Origin of the sequence: Pseudomonas sp. App30, from assembly GCF_047947025.1 — a bacterium.
Taxonomy (GTDB): Bacteria; Pseudomonadota; Gammaproteobacteria; order Pseudomonadales; family Pseudomonadaceae; genus Aquipseudomonas.
In genome coordinates, this window is sequence record NZ_CP133165.1 from 3,983,309 (window position 1) to 3,999,090 (window position 15,782).

Annotated in this window: 16 protein-coding genes; 5 read left to right on the top strand and 11 right to left on the bottom strand. The window is 65.1% G+C overall.

Annotation, left to right across the window (positions count from 1 at the left end):
- Positions 1-144: 144 nt before the first annotated feature.
- Positions 145-1,689, top strand: coding sequence for a phosphoenolpyruvate carboxykinase (locus RAM80_RS18660; RefSeq protein WP_416421935.1), 1,545 nt, complete (start codon positions 145-147; stop codon positions 1,687-1,689).
- Positions 1,690-1,775: 86 nt separating this feature from the next.
- Here the strand turns inward: RAM80_RS18660 and RAM80_RS18665 are convergent, their stop codons facing one another.
- Positions 1,776-2,810, bottom strand: coding sequence for a S8 family peptidase (locus RAM80_RS18665; RefSeq protein WP_416421936.1), 1,035 nt, complete (start codon positions 2,808-2,810; stop codon positions 1,776-1,778).
- Between the two features lie 194 nt (positions 2,811-3,004).
- Here RAM80_RS18665 and RAM80_RS18670 point away from each other — a divergent pair, with 194 nt between their 5' ends.
- Positions 3,005-4,240, top strand: a complete 1,236-nt coding sequence (locus RAM80_RS18670) for a 3-hydroxyacyl-CoA dehydrogenase NAD-binding domain-containing protein (protein WP_416421937.1) — start codon at positions 3,005-3,007, stop codon at positions 4,238-4,240.
- Positions 4,237-4,665: an acyl-CoA thioesterase gene (locus tag RAM80_RS18675; RefSeq protein WP_416421938.1), complete on the top strand. Its 429-nt coding sequence runs from the start codon at positions 4,237-4,239 to the stop codon at positions 4,663-4,665. Before RAM80_RS18670 ends, RAM80_RS18675 begins: the two co-directional genes overlap by 4 nt.
- Positions 4,666-4,758: 93 nt before the next feature.
- On the opposite strand, the gene RAM80_RS18680 is transcribed toward RAM80_RS18675, so the two are convergent.
- From RAM80_RS18680 to yrfG, 3 genes are all read right to left on the bottom strand, one after another.
- Complete coding sequence (locus RAM80_RS18680) at positions 4,759-5,220, bottom strand: hypothetical protein (protein WP_416421939.1); 462 nt, start codon at positions 5,218-5,220, stop codon at positions 4,759-4,761.
- A 230-nt stretch (positions 5,221-5,450) separates the two neighbouring features.
- Positions 5,451-6,242 (bottom strand): formate dehydrogenase accessory sulfurtransferase FdhD, encoded by a 792-nt coding sequence (gene fdhD / locus RAM80_RS18685; RefSeq protein ID WP_416421940.1) that lies wholly within the window; start codon positions 6,240-6,242, stop codon positions 5,451-5,453.
- A gap of 188 nt (positions 6,243-6,430) precedes the next feature.
- Positions 6,431-7,093, bottom strand: a complete 663-nt coding sequence (yrfG, locus tag RAM80_RS18690; RefSeq protein ID WP_416421941.1) for a GMP/IMP nucleotidase — start codon at positions 7,091-7,093, stop codon at positions 6,431-6,433.
- 91 nt (positions 7,094-7,184) lie between these two features.
- On the opposite strand from yrfG, the gene nudE reads away from it, so the two are divergent.
- Entirely contained in the window at positions 7,185-7,751 is a 567-nt protein-coding gene (gene nudE / locus RAM80_RS18695; protein ID WP_416421942.1) for an ADP compounds hydrolase NudE, read from the top strand.
- The gene (gene cysQ / locus RAM80_RS18700) at positions 7,748-8,578 is read left to right on the top strand and encodes a 3'(2'),5'-bisphosphate nucleotidase CysQ (RefSeq protein ID WP_416421943.1); all 831 of its coding nucleotides are present in this window, start codon (positions 7,748-7,750) and stop codon (positions 8,576-8,578) included. The genes nudE and cysQ overlap by 4 nt, the downstream gene beginning before the upstream one ends.
- Positions 8,579-8,682: 104 nt before the next feature.
- Here the strand turns inward: cysQ and RAM80_RS18705 are convergent, their stop codons facing one another.
- The 7 genes from RAM80_RS18705 to rfbB are packed head-to-tail and all read right to left on the bottom strand — an operon-like array spanning position 8,683 to position 15,745.
- Positions 8,683-9,138 (bottom strand): thioesterase domain-containing protein, encoded by a 456-nt coding sequence (locus RAM80_RS18705; protein WP_416427522.1) that lies wholly within the window; start codon positions 9,136-9,138, stop codon positions 8,683-8,685.
- 2 nt (positions 9,139-9,140) lie between these two features.
- Complete coding sequence (locus RAM80_RS18710) at positions 9,141-10,526, bottom strand: sigma-54-dependent transcriptional regulator (protein ID WP_416421944.1); 1,386 nt, start codon at positions 10,524-10,526, stop codon at positions 9,141-9,143.
- A complete protein-coding gene (locus RAM80_RS18715; protein ID WP_416421945.1) occupies positions 10,523-12,331 on the bottom strand; it encodes a sensor histidine kinase in 1,809 nt (602 codons plus the stop codon). The genes RAM80_RS18710 and RAM80_RS18715 overlap by 4 nt, the downstream gene beginning before the upstream one ends.
- 42 nt (positions 12,332-12,373) lie before the next feature.
- Complete coding sequence (gene rfbD / locus RAM80_RS18720) at positions 12,374-13,249, bottom strand: dTDP-4-dehydrorhamnose reductase (RefSeq protein WP_416421946.1); 876 nt, start codon at positions 13,247-13,249, stop codon at positions 12,374-12,376.
- Entirely contained in the window at positions 13,246-13,794 is a 549-nt protein-coding gene (gene rfbC, locus RAM80_RS18725) for a dTDP-4-dehydrorhamnose 3,5-epimerase (protein WP_416421947.1), read from the bottom strand. Before rfbC ends, rfbD begins: the two co-directional genes overlap by 4 nt.
- Positions 13,791-14,666 (bottom strand): glucose-1-phosphate thymidylyltransferase RfbA, encoded by an 876-nt coding sequence (rfbA, locus tag RAM80_RS18730; protein ID WP_416421948.1) that lies wholly within the window; start codon positions 14,664-14,666, stop codon positions 13,791-13,793. Before rfbA ends, rfbC begins: the two co-directional genes overlap by 4 nt.
- The gene (gene rfbB / locus RAM80_RS18735; protein ID WP_416421949.1) at positions 14,663-15,745 is read right to left on the bottom strand and encodes a dTDP-glucose 4,6-dehydratase; all 1,083 of its coding nucleotides are present in this window, start codon (positions 15,743-15,745) and stop codon (positions 14,663-14,665) included. Before rfbB ends, rfbA begins: the two co-directional genes overlap by 4 nt.
- Between the last annotated feature and the right edge of the window lie 37 nt (positions 15,746-15,782).

Here is a 15,782-nt window from a genome sequence, read left to right on the forward strand (position 1 = left end):
CGGGTTGCCGCCGTTTCGACAGGAGGCCTCTACTATTTCCGGACGTTTCTGGCATAATCCGGCCCACTTTTAGAGCTGTAGTAGTTTTTTTGTCTCTACTACAAAACGTTTGGAGTACTCGGCCCTGGGCCGACGGGGAACCTCATGACGCAAGCTAATAACACCGTGTACACCGATCTGAGCATCGATGAGCTGGTACAAGAAGCCCTGAAGCGCGGTGAAGGCGAGCTTGCCGATACTGGCGCGCTGGTCGTGAAAACAGGTCACCGTACCGGTCGTTCGCCGGTTGACCGTTTCATCGTTGAAGAATCCTCCACCCAGGACGCAATCGCCTGGGGCCCAATCAACCGCAAGTTCCCGGCCGACAAGTTCGACGCCCTGTGGGACCGCGTTGCCGCCTACCTGGGCGAGCGCGAGCGGTTTGTCTCCCACGTTCACGTAGGCTCTGACGAAGCGCACTACCTGGCCGTCAAGATGACCACCGAGACTGCCTGGCACAACCTGTTCGGCCGTTGCCTGTTCATCAACCCGGAACACTACAACCCGGGCGCCAAGCAGGAATGGCAGGTCATGAACGCCCCTTGGTTCGTGTGCGAACCGGAGCGTGACGGCACCAATTCCGACGGTACCGTGATCATCAATTTCGCGGCCAAGAAAGTCCTGATCGCCGGCATGCGCTACGCCGGTGAAATGAAGAAAGCCATGTTCTCGGTGCAGAACTTCCTGCTGCCGGCTGCTGACGTGCTGCCAATGCACTGCGCGGCCAACATGGGCGAAGAGGGCGACGTAACCCTGTTCTTCGGCCTGTCGGGCACCGGCAAGACTACCCTGTCGGCTGACGAAAGCCGTTACCTGATCGGCGACGACGAGCACGGTTGGGGCGAAGGCGTTGTCTTCAACATCGAAGGCGGCTGCTACGCCAAGTGCATCGACCTGTCCGAGAAGAACGAGCCGGTCATCTGGAAAGCCATCCAGCACGGCGCCGTCCTGGAGAACGTGGTCCTGGACCCGGTCACCAAGAAGGCCGACTACGCCGATGACAGCTTGACCCAGAACAGCCGCGCCGCCTACCCGCGCGAGCTGATCGAGAAGCGCGCGCCGAAGAACCTCGGTGGCGAGCCGAACGCCGTTATCTTCCTGACCTGCGACCTGACCGGCGTGCTGCCGCCAGTGTCCATCCTCAGCGAAGAGCAGGCTGCCTACCACTTCCTGTCGGGCTACACCGCGCTGGTGGGTTCGACCGAAATGGGCTCGGGTGCCGGCATCAAGTCGACCTTCTCCACCTGCTTCGGCGCGCCGTTCTTCCCGCGCCCGGCTGGTGAGTACGCCGAACTGCTGATCAAGCGTATCCGTGGCTTCAACTCCAAGGTCTACCTGGTCAACACCGGCTGGACCGGCGGCGGCTACGGCGTTGGCAAGCGCTTCAACATCCCGACCACTCGTGGCGTGATCGCGGCCATCCAGAGCGGCGCCCTGATCGGTGCCGAGACCGAGCACCTGGGCACCATCAACCTGGACGTGCCGAAGGCCGTACCGGGCGTGGATACCGTGCTGCTGAACCCACGCAACACCTGGGCTGACCAGGCCGCCTACGACGAAGCAGCCAAAGGCCTGGCCAAGCTGTTTATCGAGAACTTCAAGAAGTTCGACGTCAGCGACGCCATCCGCACTGCCGGTCCACAGCTGTAATAGCTGCCCGACCCAAAAAGCCGCCCCCCGGGGCGGCTTTTTCATTTCCTGTACCCCGCCCCGTAGCAGCTGCCAAAGGCTGCGTCCTACAAGCGCGAAGCCGCATCCAAGTCCATCAACCCCTGCCCATACGCCTCACTGTTGGCATAGATCCCGCGCTTGTTGGCCGTGCTCAACAACAAGTCCCTTAACTGCTGTGGGCTCTTGTCCGGATAGCGGCTCTGCAGCCCCGCCAACGCACCGGCCGCTAACGCCACCGCCGGCGAGGTGCCCGCGGTCTCGACGAACCTGCCGTCCTTGCCCGTGGTCAGCAACCCTGCACCGGCATCGCCGCCCGGCACGGCAATGCACCAGGCCCGCGCCACCCCGCAGTAATTGGACTTGGCATTGATGGCCGTGCCGTCGGCCTTCAACGCCACCACGGCCAGCCAGCCTTTCTCCAGCTCTGGCATGGCCAGCGGCAGCCCTGGCTCGGCCAATGGTTCGCGCTTGAGCTCATTGCCCGTGGGGAACACGAACACCGCGCCCTTGGCCACCAGTTCGCGGGCGCCAAGCAGCGACGCTTCCATGATCTGCTTGTAGCGCGCCTCGGTAATCTCCGACGCCGGCACCGCGTTCGCCCAGGAGTTGCTGAGGATGCGCGCGCCCTTGTCGAAGGCGAAGCGCCAGGACTTGGCGATTTCCTCGTCAAAGAAAAAAGGCTCGTTGTCATCGCCGAAGCGCAGGGGCACCAGTTGGGCCCGGTAGGCAATGCCGTGCATGCCCTGGGCGTCCTTGTTGGCCGCCAGCACGCCGGCCATTTGCGTGCCATGGCCGACCCGGTCGATGGTGCCGCTTTGCTTGGCCACGTAGTCGTAGCCCGGGTCGGCAATGCGCCCGGTGAACGAGGGCAGGTCCAGGTTCAGGCCCGAGTCGATCAGGCCGACGATCACCCCTTCGCCAGTGCCGCCGCGGGCATACAGGGCTGACGCCTTGACCACTGCCAGCGCCGGCTGGGCGGCGTATTCCGGGGTTTCGAACGCCTTGCGCTCAACGGCAGCGGCAGTGGCGGCGAAGCCCAGCAACAGGGCGGGAAACAGTAAGGTGACGCGAGGGCGAGGAAGACGGTGTGCGTCCTGCATGGGAAGCTCCAGGGATAGAAAATCAAGGCACCCACTATCGGCATTTCACCCCGCCGTTGCATGGCGGTACTGTTTCCGGGTGTTTGATGAATTCAGCCGCTGAATAAGCCTCATCACACGAATAAAGTTCAAAACCGGGCCGTGCTGTTCTATGGTTTGGGGATTGCCCAGCTACCTTCATCAGAGGATCTGCCATGAGCCAAAGCACCTACGACATCCAGCGCGCCGCCGTTATCGGGGCCGGAACCATGGGCCGGGGCATTGTGATGTGCCTGGCCGCCGCCGGCATCCAGGTGAAATGGATGGACAGCAACCCGCAGATGCTCAACCAGGCGCTGGAGATCGTGGGGCACACCTGGGCACACAATGTCGAGCAGGGGCGCATCGATGCCGCCGAGTCAGCGCGGCGCCTGGCGCGCATCGCCAAGGTCGCCGACTACCCGGCCATCTTCGACGTCGACCTGGTGATCGAGGCGGTGTACGAAAACCTCGAGCTCAAGCAGCAGATCTTCCGCGAGCTGGACCGCGTACTGAAGCCCGGCGCCATCCTGGCCAGCAACACCTCGGCGCTGGACATCGACGCCATTGCCTCGGCCACCAGCCGCCCCGAGCAGGTGCTGGGCCTGCACTTCTTCAGCCCCGCGCACATCATGAAACTGCTGGAAGTGGTGCGCGGCGCCAGGACCTCGCCCGAGGTGCTGCAGGCGGGCCTGGCCCTGGGCGACCGCATGGGCAAGGTCAGCGTGGTCTCGGGCAACTGCCACGGTTTCATTGGCAACCGCATGTTGCACCCTTATGCCAAGGAAGCGCGGATGATGCTGCTCGAGGGCTCGCTGCCGTTTGAAGTGGACTCGGCGCTGCAGGGCTTCGGCTTCGCCATGGGGCCGTTCCGCATGTACGACGTGGTCGGCATCGACCTGGAATGGCGCGCGCGGCAGCTGTCTGGCCAGGGCATGAACGAGCCCGAGGTGCAGATCGATAACCGCCTGTGTGAAATGGGCCGTTTCGGCCAGAAAAGCGGCGATGGCTACTACCACTACGAGCAGGACAGCCGCCAGGCCGAGCACGACGACGAGGTCGACGCCCTGGTGATAGGCGTTAGCCACGGCATGGGCTACGACCGCCGGGCCATCGGCGCCGAGGAAATCGTCGACCGCTGCGTGCTGGCGCTGGTCAACGAAGGCGCGAAGATTCTACAGGAAGGCATCGCCCAGTCCGCCCACGACATCGACCTGGTGTACCTCAACGGCTACGGCTTCCCCAAGGAAGGCGGCGGTCCCATGGCCTGGGCCGACAAGCAGGGCCTGGCCGAGATCGAACGGCGCCTGCTGGAGTTCAAGGGGCGTTTCGGCGAGCATTGGCAACCGGCTGAACTGATCAGCCGGCTGGCCCGCGAGGGCGGTACTTTTGCACAGGCGACCCACGGATGAATGAAGCAATGCCCCAGCGCGAGGATTACCGGCACTTCCAGCCGATCATCACGCGCTGGCACGACAACGACGTGTACGGGCACGTCAACAACGTCACCTACTACAGCTTTTTCGACACGGCGGTGAACACCTACCTGATCGAACAGGGCGGCCTGGATATTCACGACGGCGGGGTGGTGGGCTTTGTGGTGAGCTCGTCCTGCGACTACTTCGCGTCCATCGCCTTCCCCGAGCGCATCGAGATCGGCCTGCGCGTGGGCAAGCTGGGCAACAGTTCGGTGCAGTACGAGTTGGCGGTGTTCAAGGCGGGCGACGCGGACGCCTGTGCGGCGGGGCGTTTCGTGCATGTGTTCGTGGACCGGGCCAGCAACCAGCCGGTGCCGATCCCGCCGGCGCTGCGCGACGCCCTGCAACGCCTGGCTTGACCCAACACCGCGTCGCCTGCATCGCGACTAAAGTCGGCTCCTACGCTGACCGTGGTAGGAGCCGACTTCAGTCGCGATTCAGGCGACGCCGTATTAGCGGCGGTGCCAGTGGCGACGGTCGTGGTGGTCCCAGCGACGGTCGTGGCCACGGTAGTGACGACGGTCGTCGTAGCCGCGGCTGTGGGCCTCGCGGTTGCTTTCATTGCCCATGTAGTTGCCCAGCGCGCCACCGGCGCCACCGCCGGCTGCCGCGCCGATCAGGCCGCCGGTGCTGCCGCCCATGCTGTGGCCCAGCACGTTGCCGCCTGCGGCACCCAGGCCACCGCCAATGGCGGCTTGGCCACGGCTGTGCTTGTTGGCGCCCACGGCCGCGCCACCGGCGCCACCCAGGCCGGCGCCGATGGCAGCGCCGGTGCTGCCACCCAGTTGCTGGCCGACGGCTGCGCCCAGCACCCCACCCAATGCGCCACCAATACCTGCTTCTGCGGTGCCGCCGGCGGAGGCGAAGCCGCTGACCAGGCTCAGGGACAACAAGAGAATCGAGGTGTACTTCATAGACAAAGTCTCAGTGGAATGACGGCGCGATCCTGAGGCTCTGTAAGCAAGCTGACAACATGAAACCGACGAATAACACGACTTGTACACAATTTAACAAGTCATTGTTTTCATGATGAAACTTTATGAATTTCGGCCGGTCATATGTACTTCGGGGAGGCCTTTTCAGCAGTGAAAAGGCCTTTTTTGTTGGTTTTGCTACATGGCTTTCCTGAATAATACCGCAGTGTTCAAGGCTTCGAAACGCTGTACACCCGCGGGCCGCTTTTCTGCGGAAGATGAATCAGGTTCAAGTTGTGCCGGCGCGCCCACTGCACCGCCAGGCCGGTAGGGGAGGACAGGCTGACCAGGGTCTGGATGCCCGCCCGCAGCACCTTCTGGATCAGTTCCAGGCTACAGCGGCTGGTGACAATCGCCAGGCCGCCGCTGGTGGCCACCTGCTGGCGGATCAAGGCGCCGATCAGCTTGTCCAGCGCGTTGTGACGGCCAATGTCCTCGCGGCCCATCAGCAACTCGCCCTCGGCATTCATGAACAGCGCCGCGTGCACTGCGCCGCAATGCTGGCCCAGCGGCTGGAATGCGCTGATGCGCTGGCGCAGGCCGTCCAGCCACTGCGCCGGGGGCAGGGCGCCGCCGGCCAACACCTTGAGTTCAGGCAGCGCCTGTTCCACCGCCTCCACACCACACAAGCCGCAGCCACTGGTGCCGGCCAGTTGGCGGCGCTGGTCCTTGAGGTTCCAGAACGCCCGGCTGGAAATCTCCACCTCGGCCTGCTGCGCCGAGCCGCAACCACTCAGCTTGAGGTCGTAGATGTCGTCCGCCGAGCTGATGATGCCGCTGCCGATGCTGAAGCCGACGATGAAGTCTTCAAGGTCCGTGGGGCTGACCAGCATCACCGCCTGGCTGATGCCGTTGTAGGCGATGGCCAGGGCGACCTCTTCGGCCAGCGCGGTGTCGGCGATTTCGTGCAGGTCGAGGCTCTGGTAGCTGTAGGTCAGGCTGGCCGGTTGCAGGGTGTCCATGGAGGCGTACCGCTTGAGTGTGTGGGGAAAGCCTAGGCTTGGGCTTCGGTTGCGTCTAATTGTTAGGGGCAATGCGGTGATCGATGAGGTCGATGGTGGTGCGTTTGACGCGGCCTTGAGGCCGCTGCTACAGGGGGAGGCGGCGTTACCGAGCCCGTAGCAGCTGCCGAAGGCTGCGTCCGGGGTGATTACAACCCCGGCAACAATTCGCGGTAATCGTCCACTGCGGCGAATTCTTCGGTGTCCTTGCGGCCCTTGCGGCTGTCCGGCTCGCGCACCGCCAACAGGTGGCCGACGCCAAAGGCGCGGGCGCTGCGCAGGATGGGCAGGGTGTCGTCGATGAACAGGCTGCGCGCCGGGTCGAAGCCGATGTCGTCCTGCAGCGCGCTCCAGAAGTTCTGGCTCTCCTTGGGGAAGCCGTAGTCATGGGAGCTGATCAGCCGCTCGAAATACGGCGCCAGCGCCACGCGCTCAAGCTTCACCGACAGCGAGTCGCGGTGGGCATTGGTGATCAGGATGACGCGTTTGCCGGCCTGGCGCACGGCGGCCAGGAACGTATCGGCATAAGGGCGCATGGCGATCAGGTGCGCCGTTTCCAGCTTCAGTTCGCGCACCGGCAGGCGCAGCTCGTTGCTCCAGAAATCCAGGCAGTACCAGTTCAGGGTGCCGGCGTTGCGCTCGAACAGCGGGCGCATTTCCAGTTCCGCCATGGCGCGGCTCACGCCGTGGGTCTCGGCGTAGCGTTGGGGCAAATGCTCCAGCCAGAAGTGATTATCGTAATGCAGGTCCAGCAGGGTGCCGTCCATGTCCAGGAGGACGGTGTCGATATCGCGCCAGGTTATGGAATGCATACGAAAGATTCTCAAGCAGTGGGTGGACAAGAATGGCCTGTGCCGCGCCAAGCCACGGTATAGTAACCCGTTCACGCCAAGGAGCCGCCCCATGCGCCAGAAACCCACCGTACTCGCCCGCGAAATAGTCGCCAGTAGCCGTTTGTTCCGGGTCGAGGAGGTGCAGCTGCGGTTCGCCAACGGCGTGGAGCGCACCTATGAGCGCCTGGTGGGGCGCGGCAACGGTTACGGCGCGGTGATGATCGTGGCCATGGTCGACGCCGAGCACGCGGTGCTGGTCGAGGAGTACTGCGGTGGCACCGACGCCTACGAGCTGTCGCTGCCCAAGGGCCTGATCGAGCCGGGCGAGGACGTGCTGGCCGCAGCCAACCGCGAGCTCAAGGAAGAAGCCGGCTTTGGCGCGCACCAGCTGGAGCACCTCACCGAGCTGTCGCTGTCGCCCGGCTACATGAGCCAGAAAATCCAGGTGGTGCTGGCCACCGACCTGTATGAAGAACGCCTGGAGGGCGACGAGCCCGAGCCCATGCGCGTCGACCAGGTCAACCTGCGCGAGCTGTCCACGTTGGCCACCCACCCGCAATTTTCCGAGGGCCGCGCGCTCGCCGCGCTGTACCTGGCCCGTGACCTGCTGATCCAGCGTGGAGCCTTTACCCTATGACCTATCCTCATCCGCTGTTGCCGGGCGTCATCGCGCTGGCCCACCAGGCTGGCGAAGCGATCCTGCCGTTCTGGCGCGCCGATGTGGCGGTGACTGCCAAGGCTGACGAATCGCCGGTGACCGCGGCGGACCTTGCCGCCCACCATGTGATCGTCGCCGGGCTGACCGCGCTGGATGGATCGATTCCGATCCTGTCGGAAGAAGACTGTGGCATCTCCCTGGCCGAGCGCCAGGGCTGGACGCGCTGGTGGCTGGTGGACCCGCTGGACGGCACCAAGGAATTCATCGCCGGCAGCGAGGAGTTCACCGTCAATATCGCGCTGGTCGAGCAAGGCCGGGTGGTGTTCGGCGTGGTGTCCACGCCCACCAATGGCAGCTGCTACTACGGCGGGGCTGGCCTGGGCGCCTGGCGTGCGCGTGCGGGCGAAGCGCCCGAGGCGATCCAGGTGCGCACCCAGCCGCCGGCGGGTGAAGCCTTTACCGTGGTGGCCAGCCGGCGCCATTCCAGCCCTGATCAAGAGCGCCTGCTGACGGGCCTGGCGGCAAGCCTGGGCGAGCTGGCGCTGGCCAATGTCGGCAGTTCGTTGAAGTTCTGTCTGCTGGCCGAAGGCGCCGCCGACTGCTACCCGCGCCTGGCGCCGACGTCGCAGTGGGACACTGCCGCCGCCCAGGGCGTGCTGGAAGGCGCGGGTGGCGAGGTGCTGGATGTGGAGGGGCAGCCGTTCACTTACCCTGCGCGCGAGTCGCTGCTCAATACCTTTTTCCTGGCGTTGCCGGCTGCGGCGCCGTGGCGTGAGACGCTGTTGCGGCTCTGCAGAGTCGCGTAGCGGCTACGCCTCTGTGGGAGCTGGCTTGCCAGCGAGCTGTTGAAGACCGAAAAGCTCGCTGGCAAGCCAGCTCCCACAAAAGCAATTGCTGCTACGGGACCGTGTCACCGGTGCAGCACGTACTGCCCGGTGAACTGCACCGCGGGTTGATTGCTGCCCTGGTTCACCACGAATGTGCGCAGCTCCAGCCGGGCACGGCCATGGCGATTCCAGGTGGCCACGAAGCGTTTCCAGGCTTTTTCGTCCGGCGCCTCGCACACCGCCTCGGCGTCGCCGGTCACTGGCAACGGATAGCTGATCTGACCTTCCTGGATCACGATATGCCCGCCCTCGATGCCCGCCTCGCGCAAGCGCAGGTGCAGCCAGCCCCAGCCTGCCAGCACGGCGCCACAGTAGAGGCTGCCGCCGAACATGGTGCTTTTGTGGTTGACGTTGGGTGCCAGCGGCAGATGCAGGCGTAAGGTCGAGCCTTGCCAGCTGCGGACCTCCATGCCCATTTCCCGGGTCAAGGGAATGTCGCCGTGCAGCACGGCTTGTAGTTCGGTGCAGTCCTGGTTCATGTTCATGCCTCGCCCTCATCGCCAGCGGCGAAGTTCAAGCCGTGCTTGCGCAGTTTGTCGTGCAGGGTCTTGCGCGGTACCCCCAGGGCTTCGGCCAGGCTGCGCAGCGAGCCGTGGGGCCTGGCCATTTCCGCGGCGATCAGCGCGCGTTCGAAGTTTTCCACCTGCTCGCTGAGGTTGCCGGTCATCGGCGCTTGCTGGGCGGCTGGCGCGGGCGCGCTGTTGTCCAGCTCAAGGTCCAGCCCCAGGGCGAAGCGTTCGGCAGCGTTCTGCAGTTCGCGCACGTTGCCCGGCCAGCTGTGGCGCAGCAACAACGCGCGCTCGCCAGGCAACAGCTGGTTGGGCAGCAGGCCATGGCGCTCGCTGGCGGCCGTGGCGAAGTGCTCGAACAGCACCAGCGCATCTTCGCCGCGCTCGCGCAGCGCTGGAATGCGCAGCGACGCCACGTTCAGGCGGTAGTAGAGGTCGGCGCGGAAGCGTCCCTGGTCGGCGGCCTGGCGCAGGTCTTCCTTGGTGGCGGCGATGATGCGGATGTCCAGCGGGATCAGCTGGTTGCCGCCCAGGCGTTCCACCACGCGCTCCTGCAGCAGGCGCAGCAGCTTGACCTGCACGTCCAGGCTCATGCTCTCGATTTCGTCGAGAAACAGCGTGCCGCCGTTGGCGAATTCGAACTTGCCGATGCGGCGTTTCTGCGCGCCGGTGAAGGCGCCGGGCTCGTGGCCGAACAGCTCGCTTTCCACCACCGATTCGGCCAGCGCCCCGGCGTTGATGGCCACGAACGGGCCGTTGCGGCGGCTGGACAGGTCGTGCAGGGCGCGCGCCACCACCTCCTTGCCCGCCCCGGTCTCGCCCAGAATCAGCACGTCGGCCTTGGTCGGCGCCAGTGCGCCGATCTGTTCGCGCAGGCGCAGCATGGACGGGGATTGCCCCAGCAGCCGCGCACTCAAGGCGTGGCGGTCGCTGAGGGCCAGGCGCAGGCTGCGGTTGTCCAACACCAGGCGGCGCAGGGCCAGGGCGCGGCGCACGCTGTCCAGCAGGGCGTCGCTGGCGAAGGGTTTTTCCAGGAAGTCGTAGGCGCCGGCGCGCATGGCCTGCACGGCCAGCGGCACATCGCCGTGGCCGGTGATCAGCAGCACCGGCAGCTCGGCGTCCTGGGCATGCAGCTGCTGCAACAACTCCAGGCCGTCGAGACCCGGCATGCGGATGTCGCTGACGATCACCCCCGGCCAGTCACGTTCGATGCGCTCGGCCAGGCCATTGGCGTCGGCCAGGGGCAGGATCTTCAAGCCGGCCAGGTCCAGGGTCTGGCTCAGGGCCTGGCGCAGGTGCGGATCATCGTCCACCAGCACCACCTGGGTCTGGCTGTCGATGGCGGGGGCCGTGCTCATGCGGAAGGGTCCTCGGGTGGTTGCAGGTTGACGCCGGGTGGTGCGCTGCGCAGGCGCAGGGTCAGCAGTGCGCCGCCCTGGGGGTGGTTGGCCAGCAGCAGTTCGCCGCCCAGCGCCCGCATCAGGGTATCGCAGATGGCCAGCCCCAGGCCAAGGCCCTGGGTGCGGGTCTTGGTGGTGAAGAAGGGTTCGCGGGCGCGGGCCATGGACTCACGGGTAAAGCCGGGGCCGTTGTCGCGAATCAGCAGTTCCACGCCGTCGGCGGTCTGCTCGGCGCTGATCCACAGGCAGCGGGGCGTGGCTTTTTCGGTCAGGGCATCGAGGGCGTTGGCCAGCAGGTTGCTCAGCACCTGGCGCAGCCGCGTTTCCCCGGCCTGCACCCACAATGGCGCATCGGGCAGGTCGCGGAACAGCTCCACCGCCATCGCCCGCCGGCGCTTGGCCAGCAACGCCAGGGCATCATCCAGGGCGGGTTGCAGGGCCACGCTTTCCAGGGCATGGCGGTCGCGGCGGGCGAAGGCACGCAGGTGCGCGATGATCGAGGCCATGCGCCCGGTCAGCTCGCCAATCAGCTTGAGGTTGCCGCGGGCGTCTTCGGTGCGCTGGTGGTCCAGCAGCACTTCAGCGTTCTCGGCGTAGCTGCGGATGGCCGCCAGCGGCTGGTTGAGTTCGTGGCTGATGCTGGCCGACATGGTGCCCAGCACCGACAGCTTGCCGGCCTGCACCACCTCGTCCTGCACGCGCACCAGTTCCTGCTGGGCCTGCTCGCGTTCCAGCACTTCCTGGCGCAGGCGGCTGTTGAGCGCCTCCAGGTCGCGGGTCCGCTCGCTTACCCGTACCTCCAGCTCACCCCGGGCCTTGGCCTCGAAGGCAATGCGGTCAAGGTAGTTGCGCCGGCGCTGCATCATCAGCCCCAGCAACAGCATCAACACCAGCAGGGCTGCGCCGCCGATGGCCAGCACCGTGCGCACTGGGCGGTCGACCAGCGCCCGCGGGGCGAGGATGCTGGCGTTCCAACCTGTCTCGGCGATGGGGTGGGTCTGCATCAGCCAGGCCTTGTCGCCCAGGCTCAGGGGCTGCGGCTCCTGGGTGGGGTAGGGCTGGATGGAGGCGATGGCCTGGTGTTCCTCGTCCGTCAGCGGCCGGGTGGCGCGGAAACGCCATTCGGGGTTGGAGGTCAGGATCACCACGCCGTGCTGGTCCGTCAGCATCAGCTGTTCTGGGGTGTTGCCCCACAGGTTTTCGGTGTGGTCCAGGTCGACCTTGACCACCAGCGCGCCGACTACCTTGTCGCCCTCGTGCACGGCGGCGGCGAAGAAGTAGCCGCGCTTGCCCGAGGTGGTGCCCATGCCGAAGAAGCGGCCCAGGCGCCCGGCGATGGCGTCGCTGTAGTAAGGCCTGAAGGCAAAGTTGCGGCCCACGAAGCTGTCTTTCTTCTCCCAGTTGGACGCTGCCAGGGTGTTGCCGCTGGGGTCCAGCAGGTACATCACCTCGGCGCCGGTCTGTTCGCTGATGTCCTTGAGCAGCCGGTTGGCGTGGTCCACCACCTGCGGGTTGCCTGGCTCGGCCAGGGTGGCGCGCAGCGACGGCAGGTCGCCGAGGATCTGCGGCAAGGTTTCGTAGCGGTGCAGGGTGCCCAGCAGGTTGGCCACGTACAGGTCCAGGGTCTGCCGGTTCTGGCTCGCCAGTTCGCTGCGGTAATAGCGTTCGGCAAGGTGCTGCAACGGCCATAGCAGCGGGGCCAGGCACAGGGCCAGCAAGGCGAGGCTGCGCCAACGGGGGCGGCGGGGAAGCGAGGGAGTCATGTCAGGAACAAATGCGCCGGAGGGTGTCCGGCGCATTATGCGTCATGCCAGGGGAGCCAGGCACTCAATCAGCGCTTCGCGCCAGTTGGGCAGGTGCAGGTTCCACTGTTGTTCCAGGCGGCTGCAGTCCAGGCGCGAATTCAACGGGCGCACCGCAGGGGTGGGGTAGGCGCTGGACGGAATAGGCTCCAGCGTCGCGCACGGCTTGTCCTGCGCCAGCAGGTGCTTGCCGATTTCCTGGGCGAAACCGAACCACGAGGTTTCACCCTTGGCGGTCAGGTGGTAGGTGCCCCACGGGCCGGCCTGGCCGTTGAGCCAGTGCTCGATGAGGGTCTGGGTGGTGCCAGCGATGGTGCCCGCCCAGGTGGGCGCACCGATCTGGTCGGCCACCACGCGCAGCTCCGGCTTCTCTTGCAGCAGGCGCTGCATGGTCAGCAGGAAGTTGCGCCCGTGCAGCGAATACACCCAGCTGGTACGCAGGATCAGGTGCTTGCCGCCCACGAACCGAATGGCCTTCTCGCCTTCCAGCTTGCTGCGCCCGTAGACGCCCAGCGGGTTGGTCTCGTCGTCCTCGGTGTAGGCGCCTTCCTTGCGGCCATCGAACACGTAGTCGGTGGAGTAGTGGATCAACGGGATGTCCAACGCGGCGGCCTCTTCGGCGAAGATGCCGGGCGCGGTGGCGTTGATGGCGAAGGCCAGATCCTCTTCCGTTTCCGCCTGGTCCACCGCCGTGTGTGCGGCGGCGTTGATGATCAGGGTGGGGCGCAGCGTGCGCACCACTTCGCGGATGGCTTCGGGCTGGGCCAGGTCCAGCTTGTCGCGGCCCAGCACGTGCAGCTCGCCCAGGTGGCCCAGGCGTTGTTGCAATTCACGCGACACCTGGCCGAACTGGCCACTGATGAGGATCTTCTGGCTCATGGGAACAGGTCAGCCTCTTGCAGGGATTTGCCTTGCTGGTCCTTGGCCGACAACTGCGGGACGATGCCGTCCAGTTCCCAGTCGATGGCCAGTGTCTCGTCGTCCCAGCGAATGCAGCGCTCGGCGGAGGGGGTGTAGTAGTCAGTGGTCTTGTAGAGGAACTCGGCGTAGTCGCTGAGCACCACGAACCCATGGGCGAAGCCCTTGGGTACCCACAGTTGGCGGCTGTTCTGCGCGCTCAGGCGCACGGCCACCCACTTGCCGAAGGTAGGCGAGCTGCGGCGGATGTCCACGGCAAGGTCCAGTACCTCACCGGCGGTGACCCGCACCAGCTTGCCCTGGGCGTTTTCGATCTGGTAATGCAGGCCGCGCAACACGCCCTTCTGCGAGCGTGAGTGGTTGTCCTGCACGAAGGCTTCGGTAATGCCGGTGGCCTGTTCGAAAGCCTTGGCGTTGAAGCTCTCGTAGAAAAAGCCGCGCTCGTCACCAAATACCTTGGGCTCGATGATCAAGACCTCGGGTATTTCGCTGGCGATCACATTCATCTGGTTTCCCCTGCAATGCTGTACAGATATTGGCCGTAGCCGGTCTTGCCGAAGTATTTGGCGCGCACCAGCAGTTGCTCACGGTCGATCCAGCCGTTCTGGTAGGCGATTTCCTCCAGGCAGGCCACTTTCAGGCCCTGGCGGTGTTCGATGGTCTGCACGTACTGGGAGGCTTCCAGCAGGCTGTCGTGGGTGCCGGTGTCCAGCCAGGCGAAGCCGCGGCCGAAACGCTCCACGCGCAGGTCGCCGCGCTGCAGGTAGGCGTTGTTGACGTCGGTGATCTCCAGTTCGCCGCGTGGGGACGGTTTCACGTCCTTGGCGATCTGCACCACGTCATTGTCGTAGAAGTACAGGCCGGTCACGGCATAGCTGGATTTGGGCTGCGCCGGTTTTTCCTCGATGGACAGCGCCTTGCCGTCTTCGTCGAAGTCGATCACGCCAAAGCGTTCCGGGTCTTTCACCCAGTAGCCGAATACCGTGGCGCCCTTGGGCTGGCTGGCAGCACGTTTCAGCTGCTCGCCGAAGTGCTGGCCGTGGAAGATGTTGTCGCCCAGGATCAGGCACACCGAGTCGTCGCCGATGAACTCCTCGCCAATCAGGAACGCCTGGGCCAGGCCGTCCGGGGAAGGCTGCTCGGCGTAGCTGATGCTGATGCCGAACTGGCTGCCGTCACCCAGCAGCTGGCGGTATTGCGGCAGGTCGGTGGGCGTGGAGATCAGCAGGATCTCGCGGATGCCGGCCAGCATCAGCACCGAGATCGGGTAGTAGATCATCGGCTTGTCGTAGATGGGCAGCAGTTGCTTGGAAACCCCCAGGGTGATGGGGTGCAGGCGTGTGCCGGAGCCACCGGCCAGTACGATACCCTTGCTCATGCGATCAGATCCTTTGGTTCAGTGGAGCCCAGGCGTTCGCCCTGGTAACTGCCGTCCTGGACGCGACGGCACCATTCCTGGTTGTCCAGGTACCACTGCACGGTCTTGCGCAGGCCGGTCTGGAAGGTTTCATCGGGCACCCAGCCCAGTTCGCGTTCGATCTTGCTGGCGTCGATGGCGTAGCGCAGGTCGTGGCCCGGGCGGTCCTTGACGAAGGTGATCAGCTCGGCGTACTGGCTGATGCCGGCCGGGTGGTTGGGTGCCAGTTCGTCCAGCAGCGCGCAGATGCTGCGCACCACGTCGATGTTCTGCTGCTCGTTGTGGCCGCCGATGTTGTAGGTCTCGCCGACCTTGCCCTCGGTCACTACCTTGAACAGGGCGCGGGCGTGGTCTTCCACGTACAGCCAGTCGCGCACCTGCTTGCCATCGCCGTACACCGGCAGCGGCTTGCCTTTCAGGGCATTGAGGATGACCAGCGGGATGAGCTTTTCCGGGAAGTGGAACGGCCCGTAGTTGTTCGAGCAGTTGGTGACCAGCACCGGCAACCCGTAGGTGCGCTGCCAGGCCCGGACCAGGTGGTCGGAGGCCGCCTTGCTGGCCGAGTAGGGCGAGCTGGGCGCGTACGGGGTGGTTTCCGTGAACAGGTCGTCGACGCCGTGCAGGTCGCCGTACACCTCGTCGGTGGAGATGTGGTGGAAGCGGAAGGCTTCCTTCTCGGCGGCCGGCAGCTTGGACCAGTAGGCGCGGGTGGCCTCCAGCAGGCTGTAGGTGCCGACGATGTTAGTCTGGATAAAGTCCGACGGGCCGTCGATGGAACGGTCGACATGGGACTCGGCTGCCAGGTGCATGATTGCATGGGGCTCGAAGCGCGCCAGCACGGCGCTGACGGTAGCCTGGTCGGCGATGTCGGCCTGGACGAATTCGTAACGGCTGTTGCTGGCAATGCTGGTCAGCGATTCCAGGTTGCCGGCGTACGTCAGCTTGTCGAGGTTGAGCACTTCGTGCCCAGTGTTTTCAATCAGATGGCGAACGAGGGCCGAGCCAATGAAACCGGCGCCTCCGGTAATGAGAATTCGCATGTCGATCTGCCTTCTTCCATAAACTGACATTGAGCGG